This window comes from Streptomyces sp. TP-A0356 (genome assembly GCF_001417775.1).
GTDB lineage: Bacteria > Actinomycetota > Actinomycetes > Streptomycetales > Streptomycetaceae > Streptomyces.
In genome coordinates this window covers 35,808-50,934 of sequence record NZ_BBZJ01000034.1, presented here as the reverse complement: position 1 = coordinate 50,934, position 15,127 = coordinate 35,808, and the positions used below count along the sequence as shown (strand labels likewise).

Annotated in this window: 17 protein-coding genes; 4 read left to right on the top strand and 13 right to left on the bottom strand. The window is 73.1% G+C overall.

The features are described 5' to 3' along the window. Window positions 1-33 precede the first annotated feature (33 nt). The 7 genes from ASC56_RS33145 to ASC56_RS33115 all read right to left on the bottom strand — a co-directional run bounded on the left by ASC56_RS33145 (window position 34) and on the right by ASC56_RS33115 (window position 6,053). The gene (locus ASC56_RS33145) at window positions 34-831 is read right to left on the bottom strand and encodes an ABC transporter permease (RefSeq protein WP_055495295.1); all 798 of its coding nucleotides are present in this window, start codon (window positions 829-831) and stop codon (window positions 34-36) included. Beyond that, window positions 818-1,636: a 2-aminoethylphosphonate ABC transporter permease subunit gene (locus ASC56_RS33140; protein ID WP_055495294.1), complete on the bottom strand. Its 819-nt coding sequence runs from the start codon at window positions 1,634-1,636 to the stop codon at window positions 818-820. The genes ASC56_RS33145 and ASC56_RS33140 overlap by 14 nt, the downstream gene beginning before the upstream one ends. Next, a complete protein-coding gene (locus tag ASC56_RS33135) occupies window positions 1,629-2,678 on the bottom strand; it encodes an ABC transporter ATP-binding protein (RefSeq protein WP_055495293.1) in 1,050 nt (349 codons plus the stop codon). Before ASC56_RS33135 ends, ASC56_RS33140 begins: the two co-directional genes overlap by 8 nt. After that, window positions 2,675-3,367, bottom strand: coding sequence for a phosphonatase-like hydrolase (locus ASC56_RS33130; protein WP_234377176.1), 693 nt, complete (start codon window positions 3,365-3,367; stop codon window positions 2,675-2,677). The genes ASC56_RS33135 and ASC56_RS33130 overlap by 4 nt, the downstream gene beginning before the upstream one ends. A gap of 79 nt (window positions 3,368-3,446) precedes the next feature. Then, complete coding sequence (locus ASC56_RS33125) at window positions 3,447-4,568, bottom strand: TIGR03364 family FAD-dependent oxidoreductase (RefSeq protein WP_055495291.1); 1,122 nt, start codon at window positions 4,566-4,568, stop codon at window positions 3,447-3,449. A 151-nt stretch (window positions 4,569-4,719) separates the two neighbouring features. Then, window positions 4,720-5,475 (bottom strand): GntR family transcriptional regulator, encoded by a 756-nt coding sequence (locus tag ASC56_RS33120; protein ID WP_055495290.1) that lies wholly within the window; start codon window positions 5,473-5,475, stop codon window positions 4,720-4,722. Between the two features lie 59 nt (window positions 5,476-5,534). Beyond that, window positions 5,535-6,053: a hypothetical protein gene (locus ASC56_RS33115; protein WP_234377175.1), complete on the bottom strand. Its 519-nt coding sequence runs from the start codon at window positions 6,051-6,053 to the stop codon at window positions 5,535-5,537. Window positions 6,054-6,262: 209 nt separating this feature from the next. Between ASC56_RS33115 and ASC56_RS41345 the strand changes: the two genes are divergently transcribed. After that, window positions 6,263-6,478, top strand: a complete 216-nt coding sequence (locus ASC56_RS41345) for a hypothetical protein (RefSeq protein ID WP_199836138.1) — start codon at window positions 6,263-6,265, stop codon at window positions 6,476-6,478. A gap of 129 nt (window positions 6,479-6,607) precedes the next feature. Here the strand turns inward: ASC56_RS41345 and ASC56_RS33110 are convergent, their stop codons facing one another. Beyond that, the gene (locus ASC56_RS33110; RefSeq protein ID WP_079102867.1) at window positions 6,608-7,948 is read right to left on the bottom strand and encodes an ROK family transcriptional regulator; all 1,341 of its coding nucleotides are present in this window, start codon (window positions 7,946-7,948) and stop codon (window positions 6,608-6,610) included. Between ASC56_RS33110 and ASC56_RS33105 the strand changes: the two genes are divergently transcribed. Both ASC56_RS33105 and ASC56_RS33100 read left to right on the top strand, forming a co-directional pair. Next, entirely contained in the window at window positions 7,947-9,032 is a 1,086-nt protein-coding gene (locus ASC56_RS33105) for a Gfo/Idh/MocA family oxidoreductase (RefSeq protein WP_055495288.1), read from the top strand. The genes ASC56_RS33110 and ASC56_RS33105 overlap by 2 nt on opposite strands. Continuing rightward, complete coding sequence (locus tag ASC56_RS33100) at window positions 9,029-9,520, top strand: heme-degrading domain-containing protein (protein ID WP_055495287.1); 492 nt, start codon at window positions 9,029-9,031, stop codon at window positions 9,518-9,520. The genes ASC56_RS33105 and ASC56_RS33100 overlap by 4 nt, the downstream gene beginning before the upstream one ends. Window positions 9,521-9,635: 115 nt before the next feature. Here the strand turns inward: ASC56_RS33100 and ASC56_RS33095 are convergent, their stop codons facing one another. From ASC56_RS33095 to ASC56_RS33080, 4 genes are all read right to left on the bottom strand, one after another. Continuing rightward, complete coding sequence (locus ASC56_RS33095; RefSeq protein WP_055495286.1) at window positions 9,636-10,493, bottom strand: fumarylacetoacetate hydrolase family protein; 858 nt, start codon at window positions 10,491-10,493, stop codon at window positions 9,636-9,638. A 155-nt stretch (window positions 10,494-10,648) separates the two neighbouring features. Next, complete coding sequence (locus ASC56_RS33090) at window positions 10,649-11,362, bottom strand: membrane protein insertase YidC (RefSeq protein WP_055495340.1); 714 nt, start codon at window positions 11,360-11,362, stop codon at window positions 10,649-10,651. Window positions 11,363-11,732: 370 nt separating this feature from the next. Further along, window positions 11,733-12,044 carry a DUF6412 domain-containing protein gene (locus tag ASC56_RS33085; protein ID WP_055495285.1) on the bottom strand — a complete coding sequence of 104 codons (312 nt, stop codon included), beginning with the start codon at window positions 12,042-12,044 and terminating at the stop codon, window positions 11,733-11,735. Window positions 12,045-12,123: 79 nt separating this feature from the next. Beyond that, window positions 12,124-12,657: a helix-turn-helix domain-containing protein gene (locus tag ASC56_RS33080; RefSeq protein ID WP_055495284.1), complete on the bottom strand. Its 534-nt coding sequence runs from the start codon at window positions 12,655-12,657 to the stop codon at window positions 12,124-12,126. Between the two features lie 211 nt (window positions 12,658-12,868). Between ASC56_RS33080 and ASC56_RS33075 the strand changes: the two genes are divergently transcribed. Then, entirely contained in the window at window positions 12,869-14,251 is a 1,383-nt protein-coding gene (locus tag ASC56_RS33075; RefSeq protein ID WP_055495283.1) for an MFS transporter, read from the top strand. A 2-nt stretch (window positions 14,252-14,253) separates the two neighbouring features. Here the strand turns inward: ASC56_RS33075 and ASC56_RS33070 are convergent, their stop codons facing one another. Then, window positions 14,254-15,045 (bottom strand): class E sortase, encoded by a 792-nt coding sequence (locus tag ASC56_RS33070; protein WP_055495282.1) that lies wholly within the window; start codon window positions 15,043-15,045, stop codon window positions 14,254-14,256. Window positions 15,046-15,127 lie beyond the last annotated feature (82 nt).

The following is a 15,127-nucleotide window of genomic DNA, read 5'->3' as shown; positions in this document are numbered from 1 at the left end:
CGTAGGTGAACGGTGCGTGGGTGAACGGCGTGGTCAGCGGTGTACGGCCCGCGTGCGGACCCGGGCCACGGTGAACAGGACGAGCAGGGTGGCCGTCATCAGGACGACCGCGAGGGCGGAGCCGGTGAAGAGCGAGCCGCGGTCGGTGGCGGCGTAGATCTGGACCGGCAGCGGCGTCCAGTCGGGCGGGTAGAGCATCATCGTGGCGCTCAACTCGCCCATGGACAGGGCGAAGCAGAGCCCCGCGGCGGCCGTGAGGGACGGCAGCAGCAACGGCAGCCGGATCCGCCACAGGACGTACCCGGGCCGGGCGCCGAGGCACGCGGCGGCCTGCTCGTAGGCGGGGTCGAGGCGGAGCAGGGCCGCCGAGACGGATTGGTACGCGAAGGCCGTGACGAGGACGGTGTGGGCGAGGATCACGATCCACCGGGTGCCGTTGAGCAGTACGGGCGGCTGCGAGAAGGCGACGAGGACCGCGAGCCCCACCACGACCGAGGGGACGGCGACGGGCAGCACGAACAGCGCGTCGAGCACCCGCCGGACCGGCTTGGGCAGGGCGTGCGCGCCGAGCGCGCCCCAGGTGCCGACGGCGAGGGCGAGCAGACTCGCCGTCACCGCGGTGACCAGGCTGGTGGTGAGCGCCCGGAGGGATTCACCGCGGGTGGCGGCCGTGTAGTGCGCGGTCGTGAAGCCGGACGGGAGCGCGCCGGACCAGTGACCGGCGAAGGACGCGGCGAGGACGACGAGCAGGGGCAGGGCGAAGAGGGGGAGGAAGAGGACGAGGAAGAGGCCCCAGGCGGCCCACTTCCCCGTGCGGCTATGCACCAGCACGGCGGCTCACCACCCGGTAGAGGCCGTACAGGCCCACGGATACGAGGACGTTGACGACGGCGACGACACAGGCGCCCGGGTAGTCGGACTCCAGGATCGCCTTGCTGTAGACGAGCGTCGGCAGCGTGGTGACGCCCTTGGCGCCGGTGAACAGCACGATGCCGAACTCGTTGAGGGCGAGGACGAGGACGAGGCCGCCGCCGGCCGCGAGCGCGGGCAGCGCCTCGGGCAGGACGATCCGGCGCACGATCCGCGCGGGCCGTGCCCCCAGTGACGCGGCGACCTCCACCTGTGCCGTGTCGAGCTGCGTGAACGCCGCGAGGAGGGGACGCATCACGAAGGGGGTGAAGTAGGTGACCTCGGCGAGGAGGACGCCCCAGGGGGTGGTGAGGAACTGGAAGGGCCCGGTGGCCGCACCGGTCGCGTCGCGCCACAGCCCGTTGGCCATCCCCGCGCTGCCGTAGAGGAAGAGGAGGGCGAGCGTGACGAGGAAGGAGGGAAAGGACAGGAAGACGTCGACGAACCGGGCGACCGCCCTCGCCCCGGGGAACGGGACGAAGGCGATGACGAGCGCGAGGAAGAACCCGAGGACGAGACAGCAGGCGGTGGCCGCGAGCGCCAGCCAGACGGTGGTCCACAGGGCCTCACGGAAGACCAGGGAGGCGAAGACGTCGTCGTAGGGCTTGAGGGAGGTGCCACCGGTGTCGGGCCGGAGGGACTGCCGGACGACGAGGGTGAGGGGGTAGAGGAAGGCGGCGGCCAGCAGGGCCGCGGGTGGCAGGGCCCAGGTCAGACGGCTAGCCATGGGACACCCCCGCGGCCAGCAGCACCGCGTCCTCCGGTGCGAAGTGCACCTCCACCGCGTCCCCCGGCGCGGGCGGACGTCGCAGCTCCCGTACGTCGGCCATGAGCCGGTGGCCGTCCACGTCCACGTACAGACGGTGGGTGGCTCCCCGCCACTGGATCTCGCCGAGGACTCCGGCCAGCCGGTTGGGTCCGGGCCCGAGTCCGACGAGGTGCGGCCGTACGCACAGGGTGGCGGCGGACCCCTTCGCCGCTCCCTGTGTGTCCACCTCCAGTTCGGCACCGCCGAAGGCGACCCCCCTCGCCCCCACGGTCACCGGCAGCAGGTTCGCGCTCCCCACGAAGGACGCCGTGAACTCGGTGCGCGGCGCCCGGTACAGCTCTCGTGGCGTCCCCACGTCCCGCAACCGTGCCCGGTCCATGACCGCGATCCGGTCCGCCAGGGTCAGCGCCTCGACCTGGTCGTGGGTGACGTACAGGATCGTCACGTCGGGCAGTTCCCGGTGCAGACGCGCGAGTTCGGCCAGCATCCCGGAGCGCAGCCGGGCGTCCAGCGCGGACAGGGGCTCGTCGAGGAGGAGCACTCCGGGGCGTACGGCGAGGGCCCGCGCGATCGCGACCCGCTGCTGTTGTCCGCCCGACAGCTCGCGCGGATAGCGGCGCGCGTACTCCCCCATCCCGGTCATCTCCAGCGCTTCGGCGACCCGTCCGGGGATCTCCCGCCGGGGCGCCTTCCGCGCCCTGAGCCCGAACGCCACGTTGTCCGCGACCCGCATGTGCGGGAAGAGCGCGTACTGCTGCACGACCATGCCGATCCCGCGCCGGTGCGGCGGCAGAGCGGTGACGTCGCACCCCCCGACGAAGACCCGTCCGGTGACCGGCCGTACGAACCCCGCGACGGCCCGCAGCGCGGTCGTCTTCCCGGAGCCGGACGGGCCGAGCAGCGCCATGACCTCGCCGGGTTCGACGGTGAGGTCGAGAGCGTCGAGGACGGTGGTCCCGTCGTACGCCACCGATACCCGGTCGAAGCGAATCCCGGTCATGCGGTGTCGGCTCCTCTCAACAGCGCGGGGAGTTCGGACACCGAGCCGAGCACGTGCGTGGCCCCGGCCGCCCGCAGCGCCGCCCCGTCGTGGGCGCCGGTGAGCACCCCGGCCACCACGCCCGCCCCGGCGCGCACACCGCCGAGCATGTCGTACGAGGTGTCCCCGACGACCGCGATCTGCCGCACGTCCTCGGCCGCCCCGGTACGCAGGAAGGCCGTCAGCGCCATGTCGGGATACGGCCGTCCGCGGCCCGCGGCGTCCGCGGGACACAGCGTGAGCGGGACCAGCTCCCGCCAGCCGAGTGCGTCGAGGATCGCGTCCTGGGTGACGCGGGCGAACCCGGTGGTGAGCACGACGGTCCGGCCGTCGGCCCGCAGTTCCTCGATGGCGGCGCGGGCTCCGGGGAGCTCGGTGACGTGTCCACCGTCGACCAGCTCGCCGTACGCCTTCTCGAAGGCGGAGTTGGCGCGCCGGGCGAGACCCTCCTGTCCGAACAGGTGCCGGAAGACGGAGATCTTGGACTCGCCCATGGTGGCCCGTACGTACGCCAGCTTCTCGGTGTGGTCGGCGGAGCCCGGCTCCACGCCCATCTCGGCGGCCGCCGCGGCGAACGCCCGCTCGACCAGTCCGCCGTCGGCGACGGTGGTCCCGGCCATGTCGAGCACGACGAGACGTATGTCGGTCATGAGGTGGTCCATGTGTCGGTCATGAGGTGGTCCATGAGGTGGTGCATGAGGTGGTCCATGAGGTGGTGCATGAGGTGGTTCACCAGCCCAGTTCGTTCGCGGTGGTCTCGGCGATCGCGGGCGCGCAGGTCATGCCGCGCCCGCCGGGCCCGGTGACCAGCCACACTCCGTCGCGCACCTGCTGCCGGTGCACGACCCGGCCGGGATCGGTGCACTGCGCGTACACACCGGCCCAGCGGCGGCGGATCCTCGGCAGCGGCCGGCCGAGGAACCCCTCGACGACCCCGGCCAGGTGCTCGTAGGGGTCCTCCAGCGTGTCGAAGGCGAACGGGTGCTCGTACTCGTGGGTGTCGCCGATGGTGAGCCCGCCGTCCGCGCGCTGCACCATCAGCAGCTGCATACGGTGGGCGGCGGCGGTCGGGGCCTGGGGCTGCCCGGCTTCCAGGCGGTCGAGGGACTCGCCCCGGTAGGCCGGGTAGTAACGGAAGCTGTCGGCATCGGCGACCGAGGTGGGGAGGGCCTCGCCGAGCGGGTCGGTCTGCATCATCTGCAGCCGTACGCGGCGCACGGGCAGGTCGGGCGCCAGCTCCTTCACCAGTCCGCCGAGCCAGGCGCCCGTGCACAGCACCACGGCGTCGGCGCGGTGCACGTCGCCGTGGTCGTCGCGGACCGTGCCGGGTCCGGTGACCTCGCGAACCTCCCGGCCGGGCAGGAAGGTGTAGTTCGGGGACTTCAGCAGCTGGGCCCGCAGGGCGAGCTGGGCGGTGCGCGGCTCGACGGCCGCGTCCCGCTCGCAGTACAGGGCGGCCTCGTACGCGCCGCGCAGGGCGGGGTTCACGGCGCGCGCCTCGGCCGGGGTGAGCAGCTTGTAGCCGCGCACGGCCGCGTCCGCACGGGCCAGGGCCGCTTCGGCGACGGCGCGTTCCAGGCCGGAGCGGACGAGGGTCAGCGAACCATTGGGGCGGAAGCCCAGCGCGGGCACCCTGGCGCCGAGCGCCTCCCACAACTCCCTGGCCCGCAGGGCCGTCTCCAGCTCCTCGCCACCCGCGCGGCCACTCACCCAGATCTGCCCGAAGTTGCGCAGCGAGGCGCCGCGGGCCTCGGCCTCCCGCTCGATCTGCACGACCTCATGGCCGCGTTCCACTGCTTGCCAGGCGTGCATGGCGCCCACCACGCCTGCTCCGACGACTGTCACTCTCACGGCGGCCACGCTCCTCGGGATCGGGAAATCGGACGGGTCCGGTCGGCATCCAGATGGTGAACCGCCTCTCAAGTTTGGGCTAGACCAGTTATCTTCTCGTTATTAAACAGGCGGGCCCGCAGGCCCGCCCGGTCATCCGTCAGCAGGGCCCCTAGCCGCTGAGATGCGCCGTGAAGGAGAACCGGTCCCCCCGGTACAGCGTCCGCACCCGCTCCAGCGGCCGCCCCTGCGTGTCCCGCGAGACGCGGTGGATCAGCAGCATCGGCAGGGCCGGGGGCGTACCGATGAGCAGGGCCTCGCGCGGCGCGGCGAGCACCGTCTCGATGCGTTCGTCGGCGTCGCCGAAGGCGATGCCCTGCTCGTGGAGGTAGCCGTAGAAGGAGGAGTCGGGGTCGAAGTCGGTGTCGAGCCGCGGGACCCGGGCCACCGCCACGTACGTGCTCTCCAGGCCGACCCGCTCGTCGTCGGCGAGGAGCACGCGTTCCATGTGCCAGACCGGCTCGCCCCGGGTGAGGCCGGTCTCGGCGGCCAGGGCGTCGTTGCAGGGGAAGCGGTCCAGGGTGATGAGGCCCCGGCCGGGGGTGCGCCCCTGTCGGCGCACCCCCTCGGTGTAGCTGGCCAGGGACAGCGGCTGCTCCAGCTTGGGCCCGGCGACCACCGTTCCCCGCCCCTGCCGCCGCAGCTTCCCCTCCAGCAGCAGATCGCGCAGTGCCTGCCGTACGGTCTCGCGCGCGACGTCGTACCGCTCGGAGAGGTCGCGTTCGGTGGGCAGCAGCCCGCCCTCGCCCAGCTCGGCCACGAGCTCGGCGATCCGTGCCTTCACCGCGTAGTACTTGGGAATGCGGCCGTGCTCGGGGATGCCGGAGCGGATCGGGGCACCTGGGTCCTGGTCGTTCGGGTAGTCCACGGGGTGATCGTCGCAGACGGGCCGGGCGCCGACCGGAGGGGGCGGCAGGGCGGGCGGTCTCAGCGGCGCCTTCGCAACAGCAGCCAGGACGAGCCCACGACGAGGAGGCCGCCCACCGCGAGGACCAGTCCGCCGACGGCGGGGCCGAGCCCGTGCGGCGGGCGCGGTCCGGTGTCGGCCAGTGCCTCACCGGCCGGGCTCCGCCCCGGGCCGGGCGTCTTCGCCCCCGGTCTGGTCTCCGTCGTCGCGTCGGCCGGGCCGCGGCCCTGCTCGATCCGGAACCGGTAGTCGTTCGACTCGCCCACCCAGTCCCCGTCGTTCCCCTGTCGCTGCACGATCGCGGCGTTCACCACGACATCGTCCGGCCGGGTGCCGGAGGCGAGCGCGAGCCGCACCTTCACGGTGAGCGTCTGCCCCGGGGCGACCGTGAAGCCGGGGAAGCCGTCGTCGAACGGGCCGACCAGTTCCTGCTGGTCGGTGCGCGCGAAGACGACCGGGTGCGGGCGGTCACCGTCGAAGAACTCCAGCTTCGGCTGACTGGCCGTCATCGCGTGCCGGGCGCCGACCAGGACGACCACCGGGTGGATGTTGCCGCAGGGGTGGGCGGTCGTGTTCCTGAGGTCGATGAACCAGGTGTGGTCGCCGCCGCCCGCCTCGTAGGTGTCGGGGCCGCCGTGGATGCGGGTGGCGACGGGGAAGGCGTGACCGGTGGCGACGGCGCAGGTGGGCTGCCGGTCGGCCGGGAGCGCGATGCCGGGAGCCTGGGGGAAGAGGGCGGCGGCCGCGAGTGCGCAGGGGATGGAGCAGGGGACGGAGAAGGGGGGCCGGCCTCGCCAAGGTCCCAGAGAGAGTCGAGTACGTCGAGGAGGTCGGGAGGGTCGAGAGGATCGAGGAGGTCGAGAGGATCGAGGAGGTCGAGAGGGTCGAGGAGGTCGAGAGGGTCGAGGAGGTCGAGAGGGTCGAGGAGGTCGAGAGGGTCGAGGAGGTCGGGAGGGTCGCATGACAATATGACCTGCCATGGTGGGCACGCGCCGGACCACGCCACGCTCTGCGGACGACGGCCGACGGGCCAAGTCCCCTCGATCGGCGCAGCCGTCGCCCGCACCGGTCCGGCCGGACCGGACCCGCACCCTCACCCCTCCGCCCGCCCGAACAACGGCGCGAGCAGCAGTTGGGCCGCGCCCTCAGCCACACCGCGCGCCCCGCCCGGCGCGATACGCACCGGGACGGCCGTGGTCGAGCCCTCGCGCCGGGCGCGTGCGCCGAGGACGGCTCCCACTCCTCGTAGGAAGGAGTCCGGTTGCGCGGCGACGGTACGCCCGCCGAGCAGCACCAGATCGATGTCGAGCAGCCCCGCCAGGTTCGCGGCGCCCGCGCCGAGGACGCGCGCCGCCTCGGCCGTATCGCCGCGCGCGACGGCCGCGAGGCACAGCGCCTCGATACAGCCCCGGTTGCCGCACCCGCACGGCGGCCCGTCGAGCTGGATCACCTGGTGCCCGAACTCCCCGGCCCCGGTCCGGGCCCCCCGGTGCACGGCCCCGCCGATGACCAGCCCCGCGCCGAGTCCGGTCCCGAGGTGCAGATAGGCGAACGACCCGTGCGCGTCCTCGACCGCGCCGCCCAGCGCGAGCCCGAGCGCGGCTGCGTTCGTGTCCTTGTCGACCACCACGGGCACCCCGAGCCGTCGCGCCAGCGCGTCGCGCAGCGGGTAACCGTCCCACTCGGGGAAGCCGGTGACGCGATGCAGTACACCGTGCAGATGATCGAGGGGGCCGGGCAGCGCCACACCGACACCGAGCACGGGAACGGGCACGGGAACGCCCGCGGGCGCCGGCACAGACGCGGGCTCCACCTGCGTCACCTCGCCGACCTCCGTCACCTCGCCGACCTCGGCGGCCTCCGAGACCCCGGAGAACTCGGCGACCTCGGCAACTTCTGGAACCTCGGCGACCTCGGCCAGCAGCCCCTCCACCTCCCGGGCCGCGCCTTCCACCACGGCGTCCGCGCCGGCGCCCAGGTCCAGCGGGGCCCGTCGCTCCGCGACCACCGCGCCGGTGAGGTCGCACAGCACGGCCCGCAGCTCGTCGCGGTCCAGATGCAGCCCCACCGCGTGCCCGGCCCCCGGCACCAGCCGCAGCACCGTCCGCGGCTTGCCGCCGGTGGAGGCGCGGCGGCCCGCCTCCGTCACCAGGCCGTCGGCGCGCAGCCGGGCCGTGATCTTGCTGACGGCCTGCGGGGTGAGCCCGGTCCGCTCCGCGAGCTCCAGCCGGCTGATCCCGCTCTCCCCCGCCGTACGCAACAGGTCGAGCACGAGCGCCGCGTTGTGGCTGCGCAGCGCCAGCAGGTTCACCCCGCCCGCCACGGTCCCCCCGACCCCACGTCTGCCTCCAGCGGATTCCGCGTACGTCCTGTTCACCCACCCATTCTCCCTCGCGCTTGCACTTTGGCAACAGCGTTGCGAAAGTAGAGCCATGACTGGCACAGCCCCTGGTACCCACACCCCCCTCCGCGTGGCCCTCGTGGGCTACGGCCTCGCGGGTTCCGTCTTCCACGCCCCGCTGATCGCCGCCACCGAGGGCCTGACCCTCGACACGATCGTCACCTCGAACCCTCAGCGGCAGGAGCAGGCCCGCGCCGAGTTCCCGGACGTGCGCTTCGCCGCCGCCCCCGACGAGCTGTGGTCCCGCGCCGCCGAGCTGGACCTGATCGTCATCGCCTCCCCGAACAAGACGCACGTACCGGTCGCGACCGCCGCGCTCAAGGCGGCCCTGCCGGTCGTGGTCGACAAGCCGATCGCTGGCACGGCGGCCGAGGCGCGCGGCCTGGCGGCGCTGGCCGAGGAGCGCGGCCTGCTGCTCTCCGTCTTCCAGAACCGCCGCTGGGACGGCGACTTCCTCACGGTCCGCAAGCTGCTGGCCGAGGGCGAACTCGGCGATGTGTGGCGCTTCGAGTCCCGCTTCGAGCGCTGGCGCCCGGAGCCCAAGGGCGGCTGGCGCGAGTCGGGCGACCCCGCAGAGATCGGAGGTCTCCTGTACGACCTGGGCAGCCATGTCGTCGACCAGGCACTGGTCCTCTTCGGCCCCGCCGCCTCCGTCTACGCCGAGTCGGACATCCGCCGACCGGGCGCGCAGACGGACGACGACACGTTCATCGCGCTCACCCACACCAGCGGCGTCCGCTCCCACCTGTACGTCTCCGCGACAGCGGCCCAACTCGGCCCGCGCTTCCGCGTCCTGGGCTCCCGGGCGGGTTACGTGAAGTACGGTCTGGACCCGCAGGAGGCGGCGCTGCGCGCGGGCGAGCGCCCCGGCCGCGGCTGGGGTACCGAACCCGAGCCCCTGTGGGGCCGCGTGGGCGCCGGCGAGTCCCCGCTGACCGGCGGCGGCCGCCCCGTGCCGACCCTCCCCGGCGACTACCCGGCGTACTACGCGGCGATCGCGAAGGCCCTGCGCGAGGGCGGCCCCAACCCGGTCACCGCGCCCGAGGCGGCCGCGGCCCTGGACGTCCTGGAGGCGGCCCGGCGCTCGGCCCACGAGGGCGTGGCGGTGAAGCTGTGACCACGGCACCGGAGATCGCGGAACTCGAAGCCCAGGAGCGCCGTCTGACGCTCCCCCACTTCACCTACGACGACGCGTGGGCCCTGGGCACGCTGCTGGTGGAGCTGGCGCGGGCCCGGCAGGCCCCCGTCGCGATCGACATCCGCCGCGGCGGCCAGCAGCTCTTCCACGCGGCGTTGCCCGGCTCCACGCCGGACAACGACGCCTGGATCGACCGCAAGCGCCGCGTCGTCGAACGCTACGGCTGCTCCTCCCTGCTGGTCGGCTCCCGCTTCCGCGCCAAGGGCACGACCTTCGAGGAGTCCTCCCGCCTCGACCCCGATGTGTACGCGGCCCACGGGGGCGCGTTCCCGATCACGGTCGAGGGCGCCGGCGTCATCGGCACCGTGGTGGTCTCCGGCCTGCCCCAGGTGGAGGACCACGCGCTGGTGGTGGAGGCGCTGGAGAGGTTCCGGGCCGAGGGGGGCGAGGAGCGGGTACGCCCGTGAAAGGGGCCCGGGGAACTGCGCGAGCGACCATTGACGCCCCGTGGTGGCGAACCACCCGCAGTTCCCCGGCTCACCCGCAGTTCCCCGCAGTTCCCCGGCTCCCCCAGCGCAGCGCCTACGCGTCCTTCAGCTCCTGCCGCTGCCGCCCCAGCCCCTCGATCTCCAGCTCCACCACGTCCCCGGCCCGGAGGAACGGCTTCGGTTCGGGCCGCCCCAGCGCGACGCCCGCGGGCGTACCGGTGTTGATGACGTCTCCCGGGTACAGGGTCATGAACTGGCTGACGTAACGCACCACTTCGGCCACCGGGAAGATCTGCTCGGCGGTCGTCCCGTCCTGCTTCAGCTCCCCGTTGACCCACAGCTTCAGCGCGAGGTTCTGCGGATCCGGCACCTCGTCCGCCGTCACCAGCCACGGCCCGAGCGGATTGAACGTCTCGCAGTTCTTGCCCTTGTCCCAGGTCCCGCCCCGCTCGATCTGGAACTCGCGCTCGGAGACGTCGTGCGCGACCGCGTACCCGGCGACGTGCGCGAGCGCCTCCTCGCGCGACTCCAGATAGCGGGCCGTACGGCCGATGACGACCGCCAGCTCGACCTCCCAGTCGGTCTTGGTGGACCCGCGCGGCACCAGCACGGTGTCGTTGGGCCCCACCACCGTGTCGGCCGCCTTGAAGAAGATCACCGGCTCGGCGGGCGGTTCGGCGCCGGTCTCGCGGGCGTGGTCGTGGTAGTTCAGGCCGATGCAGACGACCTTGCCGATCCGGGCGAGCGGCGGTCCGACGCGCAGCCCCGTGGCGTCCAGCTCCGGCAGCTCTCCCGAGCCGGCGGCGGCACGGATGCGGCCGAGCGCCGCGTCGTCGGCGAGCAGCGGCCCGTCGATGTCCGGGACGAGACCCGACAGGTCCCGCAGGGTCCCCTCGGTGTCGAGCAGCGCGGGCCGCTCCGCCCCCGCCGTACCGACTCGCAGCAGCTTCATGATCACAGTCTCCCTCGATCGCGGGCAGCCCGGCCGATGGGTGCGGCCCGAGTGCGGCCGAGGGCGCAGCCATCGGAGGACTGGTCGATCCTCCAAGGTCCAGGTCCAGTCCGCAATACCCCGTTCACGGACTGGACCGCACCGCGGCCCCGCGCTCAGCGGTACAGCGCAGCCCGCTCGACCGCGCTCCACGTCGTACTGGTCACCACGTACAGCGCGGCGGCCAGTGGCACCACCGCCACGCTGACCAGGGTGAAGAAGGACAGGAACGGCATGGCCTTGGTGACCGCGCCGAGCCCGGGCGGCTGCTCGCCGTCACCGACCGGAACCGGGGTGTCGGCCATCATTCGCTTCGTACGCCGGTAGTTGAAGGCGGCGACGGCCGTGACGAGCGTGAACAGCCCGAGGTAGACGAGCCCGGCCGGCCCGAGGAGGCCACCATCGCCGCCGAGCGCGTCGGCCCATCGGCCCCCGAGCGGGGCGGCGAACAGCGTATGGCTGAGCAGACCGTTGCTCCGGCCGCCGATCGTCGTGCTGGAGAACAGGTGGTAGAGGAGGAAGAAGGCGGGCGCCTGAAGCAGGCTGGGCAGACAGCCGGAGAGCGGCGAGACCCGTTCCTCGGCATGCAGTTCGAGGACCGCCTTCCGGAGCTTCTCCGGGTCCTTCGCATGCTTCTTGCGCAGCTCGGCGATCTTCGGCTGCAGCCGGGCACGCGCCTGCTGCCCACGCGCCGCGGCCCGGGACAGGGGGTGGACCAGGAGTCGTACCAGCGCGGTGAACAGGACGATCGCGGCGGCCGCCGCGGAGGCGTGGAAGAGCGGCTGGAGCAGGTCGGCCAGCCGCTCGACCAGACCGGCGAACACGGACATGAATGCGGACATAGCTGCGGACATGGATGCGGACATGGATGAGCCCTCCGGGGTCTCGTCGTGCCGGGGTCGGGAAGGTGTCGGCATGACGACCCACGCGGGGTCACGGACGTACGACGCACACGGATGTACGGGCGGTACGTACGAGGTGCGCCGATGTACGACGGGTACGTACGAGGTGCGCCGATGCACGGCGAGTACATACGAGGTACGCCGATGCACGGCGAGTACATACGAGGTGCGCCGATGTACGACGGGTACGTACGAGGCACTCGGCTGTACGGCGGGCTGCCGTACGCGAACGTGCGACGAGGCGCCGTAGGAGGAGCTACGGCGGGCAGACGTACGCGGCGTACGAAGGAGACGTGACCTACGCGGCGGTCGCCGGAAGGGCACGCCCCGGTGCACGCGGTCGCCTGCGGCCAGGGGCGTCGGGGTCCCGTTGCGGCAGGAACGCGGTGCGGTGCTCGCGGTCACGGATGGCCGTGCGCACCCGGGTCGGCGGCACGACGGGCACACTGCGCGCGGCGATCAGCGCGCAGACGGCGAGGGCGGTGCCGGCCGCGGCGGTCGCGGCGAAGGCGACGGCGGCGGGCAGGCTGCCGGCGTCGAGGACGGCGACCTCAAGAAGCAGGAGCAGCAACACGGCGGCGGGCCGCAGACTCGCCCGGCTCCGGATCATCGACTGCCCTCCCCTCCACAACTGCCTTGTCCGTCCCCGTGGTTGCCCAGCGGACACAGGACCGGTCGTCCTGCATCGGTTATACAGGATCCGTCTCGATCGGCCGCAGCAGCCTCTTCGGCCTGAGCAGCGCCCGGCTGATCGGGTCGGCCGGGTCCGGATCGAGTCCGGGCCCCGGAATCATTTCGACGTCCGCGACGGGGACGACGGTTCCACAGCCGGGGCATTCGCCATACGGCCCGAGCTCCTGTTCCGTGCCGCAGGTCGCGTGCCGGAAGGCCCGCAGCTGCGTCTCGCTGAAGTGCTCGCGGCCCCACAGCCCGAGCGCCCGGAGGGCGGGCCACAGGGCGACACCGCGGTCGGTGAGGACGTACTCGTCCCGCGGCGGCGACTCCTGGTAGCGGCGCTTCTCCAGGATCCCCTCGGTGGTGAGGGTCTGGAGGCGGGCCGCGAGGACGGCGCGCGGAATGCCGAGGTGCACCAGGAAGTCGTTGTAGCGCCGTACGCCGTACAACGCGTCGCGCACGACGAGCAGCGTCCAGCGCTCGCCCACGACCTCCAGCGCGCGGGCGATCGAGCACTCCTGCGTCGCGTAGTCCTTGCCCAGAGCCATGAGCCCCACTGTAGCGACATCCCCACGTTTTGATTCAGTGACCGAACCGACTTTCCCCAATCTTGGTTCAGTGAACGAACCAAGCCTGCTACGGTCACACGGAGGAGACAGGTTCAATGACCGAACCTGGAGCGGTTCCCGCCACCCCCCGCCATCCGCCACCCATCGGTCGGTCCGCCCCCTGAACCGACCCGCCCCGGAAGGGCAGGCCATGTCCCAGCTCGAACGCACCGTGGAAACCGTCGCCGCCCCGGCGACCCGGAAGATCCCCCGTGCGTCCCCCACCCTCGCCCTGACCAGCGCCGCCACCGCCGTCGCGCTGATGACGTACACCGCGCCGATGGTCACGCTCCCCGGCACCGCCGCCGCCCTGCACACCTCGGTCTCCGCGCAGGCCTGGCTCCTCAACGGCACCCCGCTGGGCCTGGCCGCGCTGCTCCTGGTGGCCGGCAGCCTCGCCGACGACTACGGCCGCCGCCGGATCTTCGTCGCGGGCACGGTGGCACTGGGCCTCACCACCGCACTCGGCGCCTTCGCGACCTCCACCTGGCTGTTCACGCTGGCCCGCGTCGCCCAGGGCGCGGCGAGCGCGGCGATCCTCGCCAGCAGCCTCGGCCTGCTGGTGCACGCCTTCCCGACACCACGGGGCCGGCTGCACGCGACCGGCGTGTGGGGCGCCTTCGTCAGCGGAGGCATCGCGGTCGGCCCGCTGGTCGCCGGGGCGATGCCCACCTGGCGGGTGGCGTACGGGGTCCTGGGCGCCGCGGCCCTGATCGTCGCCGCCCTGTCCGCACGCACCCTGACGGAGTCCCGCGCACCCCGGGGCGGCCGGCCGGACCTCGCGGGTGCGGCCGTCTTCAGCCTCGCCCTCGTCTCCCTGGTGGCCGCGCTGACGCTGGGCCGCGACGGCTGGCTGCGCCCGCCGGTGGTCCTGCTGTTCGCGGCGGCCGTGCTCCTGGTCCTGGTCTTCGCCGTGATCGAACACCGCGCCCGCACCCCGATGATCGACCTCGCCCTGCTGCGCCGCCCACGCTTCCTCGGCTCGGCCGTGAGCGGGCTGTTCACGGGTCTGGCGGTGATCGGCCTGTTCAGCTTCCTTCCGACGCTGCTCCAGCGGACGCTCGGCCTCACGCCGATGAACACGGCGTGGCTGTTCCTGCTCTGGTCCGGGCTGTCCTTCGCGGTCGCACTGCAGGCGAAGCGGCTGGCGGGCCGCGTCTCATCGCGCCACCAACTGGCCCTCGGATTCGCGCTCCACGCCGTGGGCGTCCTCACGATGCTGGGCGCCGTCGGCTCGGGCTCCTGGGCCAGACTGCTGCCGGGCCTGGTGATCGGCGGCGTGGGCAGCGGCCTGCTCAACGCCGCGTTGCCGCTGGTCGCCGTGGAGTCGGTGCCCATGGAACGGGCCGCGATGGGCTCGGGCGCCCAGCAGACGTTCCGCTACATCGGCTCGTGCGCGGGTGTGGCCCTGACGATCACGCTGGTGACGACGGGCGGCGCACCCGCCCACGGGGCGGACATCGCCGCGGCCGTCTCGGCGGGCCTGGCCCTGGTGGGAGCCGCGGGCGTGCTGCTCCTGCGGGAACGCGCCTGAGGTCACCGGGGCCGGGCGGAGGCCAGCACGCCCCACACGACCAGCCGGTAGCGGGAGGTGAACTCGGGGGTGCAGGTGGTGAGGGTGAGGTAGTACCCACGACGGTCGTACCCGTACGACGGCTCGACGGTGCTGCGCGGCACCGCACGCAGTACGCCCCCGTCCCCCGCGGAGGTCTCCGGGAGCACCTGGTCGACGACGTACGTGTACGTGGCGGCCCCGGTCTCCACGGTGACGGCATCCCCGTGACGGAGGCGGTCGAGGTACCGGAACGGCTCCCCATGGGTGTTGCGATGCGCGGCCAGCGCGAAGTTGCCCGCCTGCCCGGCCTGCGCGGTGCCCGGGTAGTGCCCGGCGTACCCCTTGTCGAGCACGTCCGCCTTGCCGATGCCCTCGGCGATGGGGACGCGGAGGGAGAGGCGGGGGATGGTGAGGACGGCGTAGGCCTGGGAGGGAGCGGGGCGGACGGGGCCGATGACGAGGGCCTGCCCCTGCCGCCGCGGGGAGCCCTTCAGGGGCCCGCCGTCACCCGGCGCCCTCATGGCCCCGCCCACCGCCGATCCCGTGGCCCCGCCCGCCGCCGATCCCGTGCGCCCGCCCCATTCCCGCTCCAACGCCCGCACCTGCCGCTCGGCGCCCTGCCGGGCCTCCCGGTTGGTCCACCACAGCTGGTGCACGACGAGCAACATGACCACGACCCCGACGGTGACGAGCAGTTCACCCCCGGACCACAGAACACGCCTGACGCGGGCCCGGCGCCGTCGGGTGCTGTGCAGGATCACGGAAGCCCGCATGCGCACGCCTCCTCAGCCGGGGCCGCCCGCACGATAGGGGGTGCCCCGTCAAGTCACCAGCCCCCTGCCAAGTCACCAGCCC

Bases quoted from the DNA above. Each gene is read 5' to 3' on its own strand.
- ASC56_RS33130 (WP_234377176.1), bottom strand. From the start codon at position 3,367: ATGACCGACATACGTCTCGTCGTGCTCGACATGGCCGGGACCACCGTC.
- ASC56_RS33140 (WP_055495294.1), bottom strand. From the start codon at position 1,636: ATGGCTAGCCGTCTGACCTGGGCCCTGCCACCCGCGGCCCTGCTGGCC.
- ASC56_RS33095 (WP_055495286.1), bottom strand. From the start codon at position 10,493: ATGAAGCTGCTGCGAGTCGGTACGGCGGGGGCGGAGCGGCCCGCGCTG.
- ASC56_RS33075 (WP_055495283.1), top strand. From the start codon at position 12,869: ATGTCCCAGCTCGAACGCACCGTGGAAACCGTCGCCGCCCCGGCGACC.
- ASC56_RS33135 (WP_055495293.1), bottom strand. From the start codon at position 2,678: ATGACCGGGATTCGCTTCGACCGGGTATCGGTGGCGTACGACGGGACC.
- ASC56_RS33110 (WP_079102867.1), bottom strand. From the start codon at position 7,948: ATGGCTCTACTTTCGCAACGCTGTTGCCAAAGTGCAAGCGCGAGGGAG.
- ASC56_RS33070 (WP_055495282.1), bottom strand. From the start codon at position 15,045: ATGCGGGCTTCCGTGATCCTGCACAGCACCCGACGGCGCCGGGCCCGC.
- ASC56_RS33090 (WP_055495340.1), bottom strand. From the start codon at position 11,362: ATGTCCGTGTTCGCCGGTCTGGTCGAGCGGCTGGCCGACCTGCTCCAG.
- ASC56_RS33085 (WP_055495285.1), bottom strand. From the start codon at position 12,044: ATGATCCGGAGCCGGGCGAGTCTGCGGCCCGCCGCCGTGTTGCTGCTC.
- ASC56_RS33105 (WP_055495288.1), top strand. From the start codon at position 7,947: ATGACTGGCACAGCCCCTGGTACCCACACCCCCCTCCGCGTGGCCCTC.
- ASC56_RS33080 (WP_055495284.1), bottom strand. From the start codon at position 12,657: ATGGCTCTGGGCAAGGACTACGCGACGCAGGAGTGCTCGATCGCCCGC.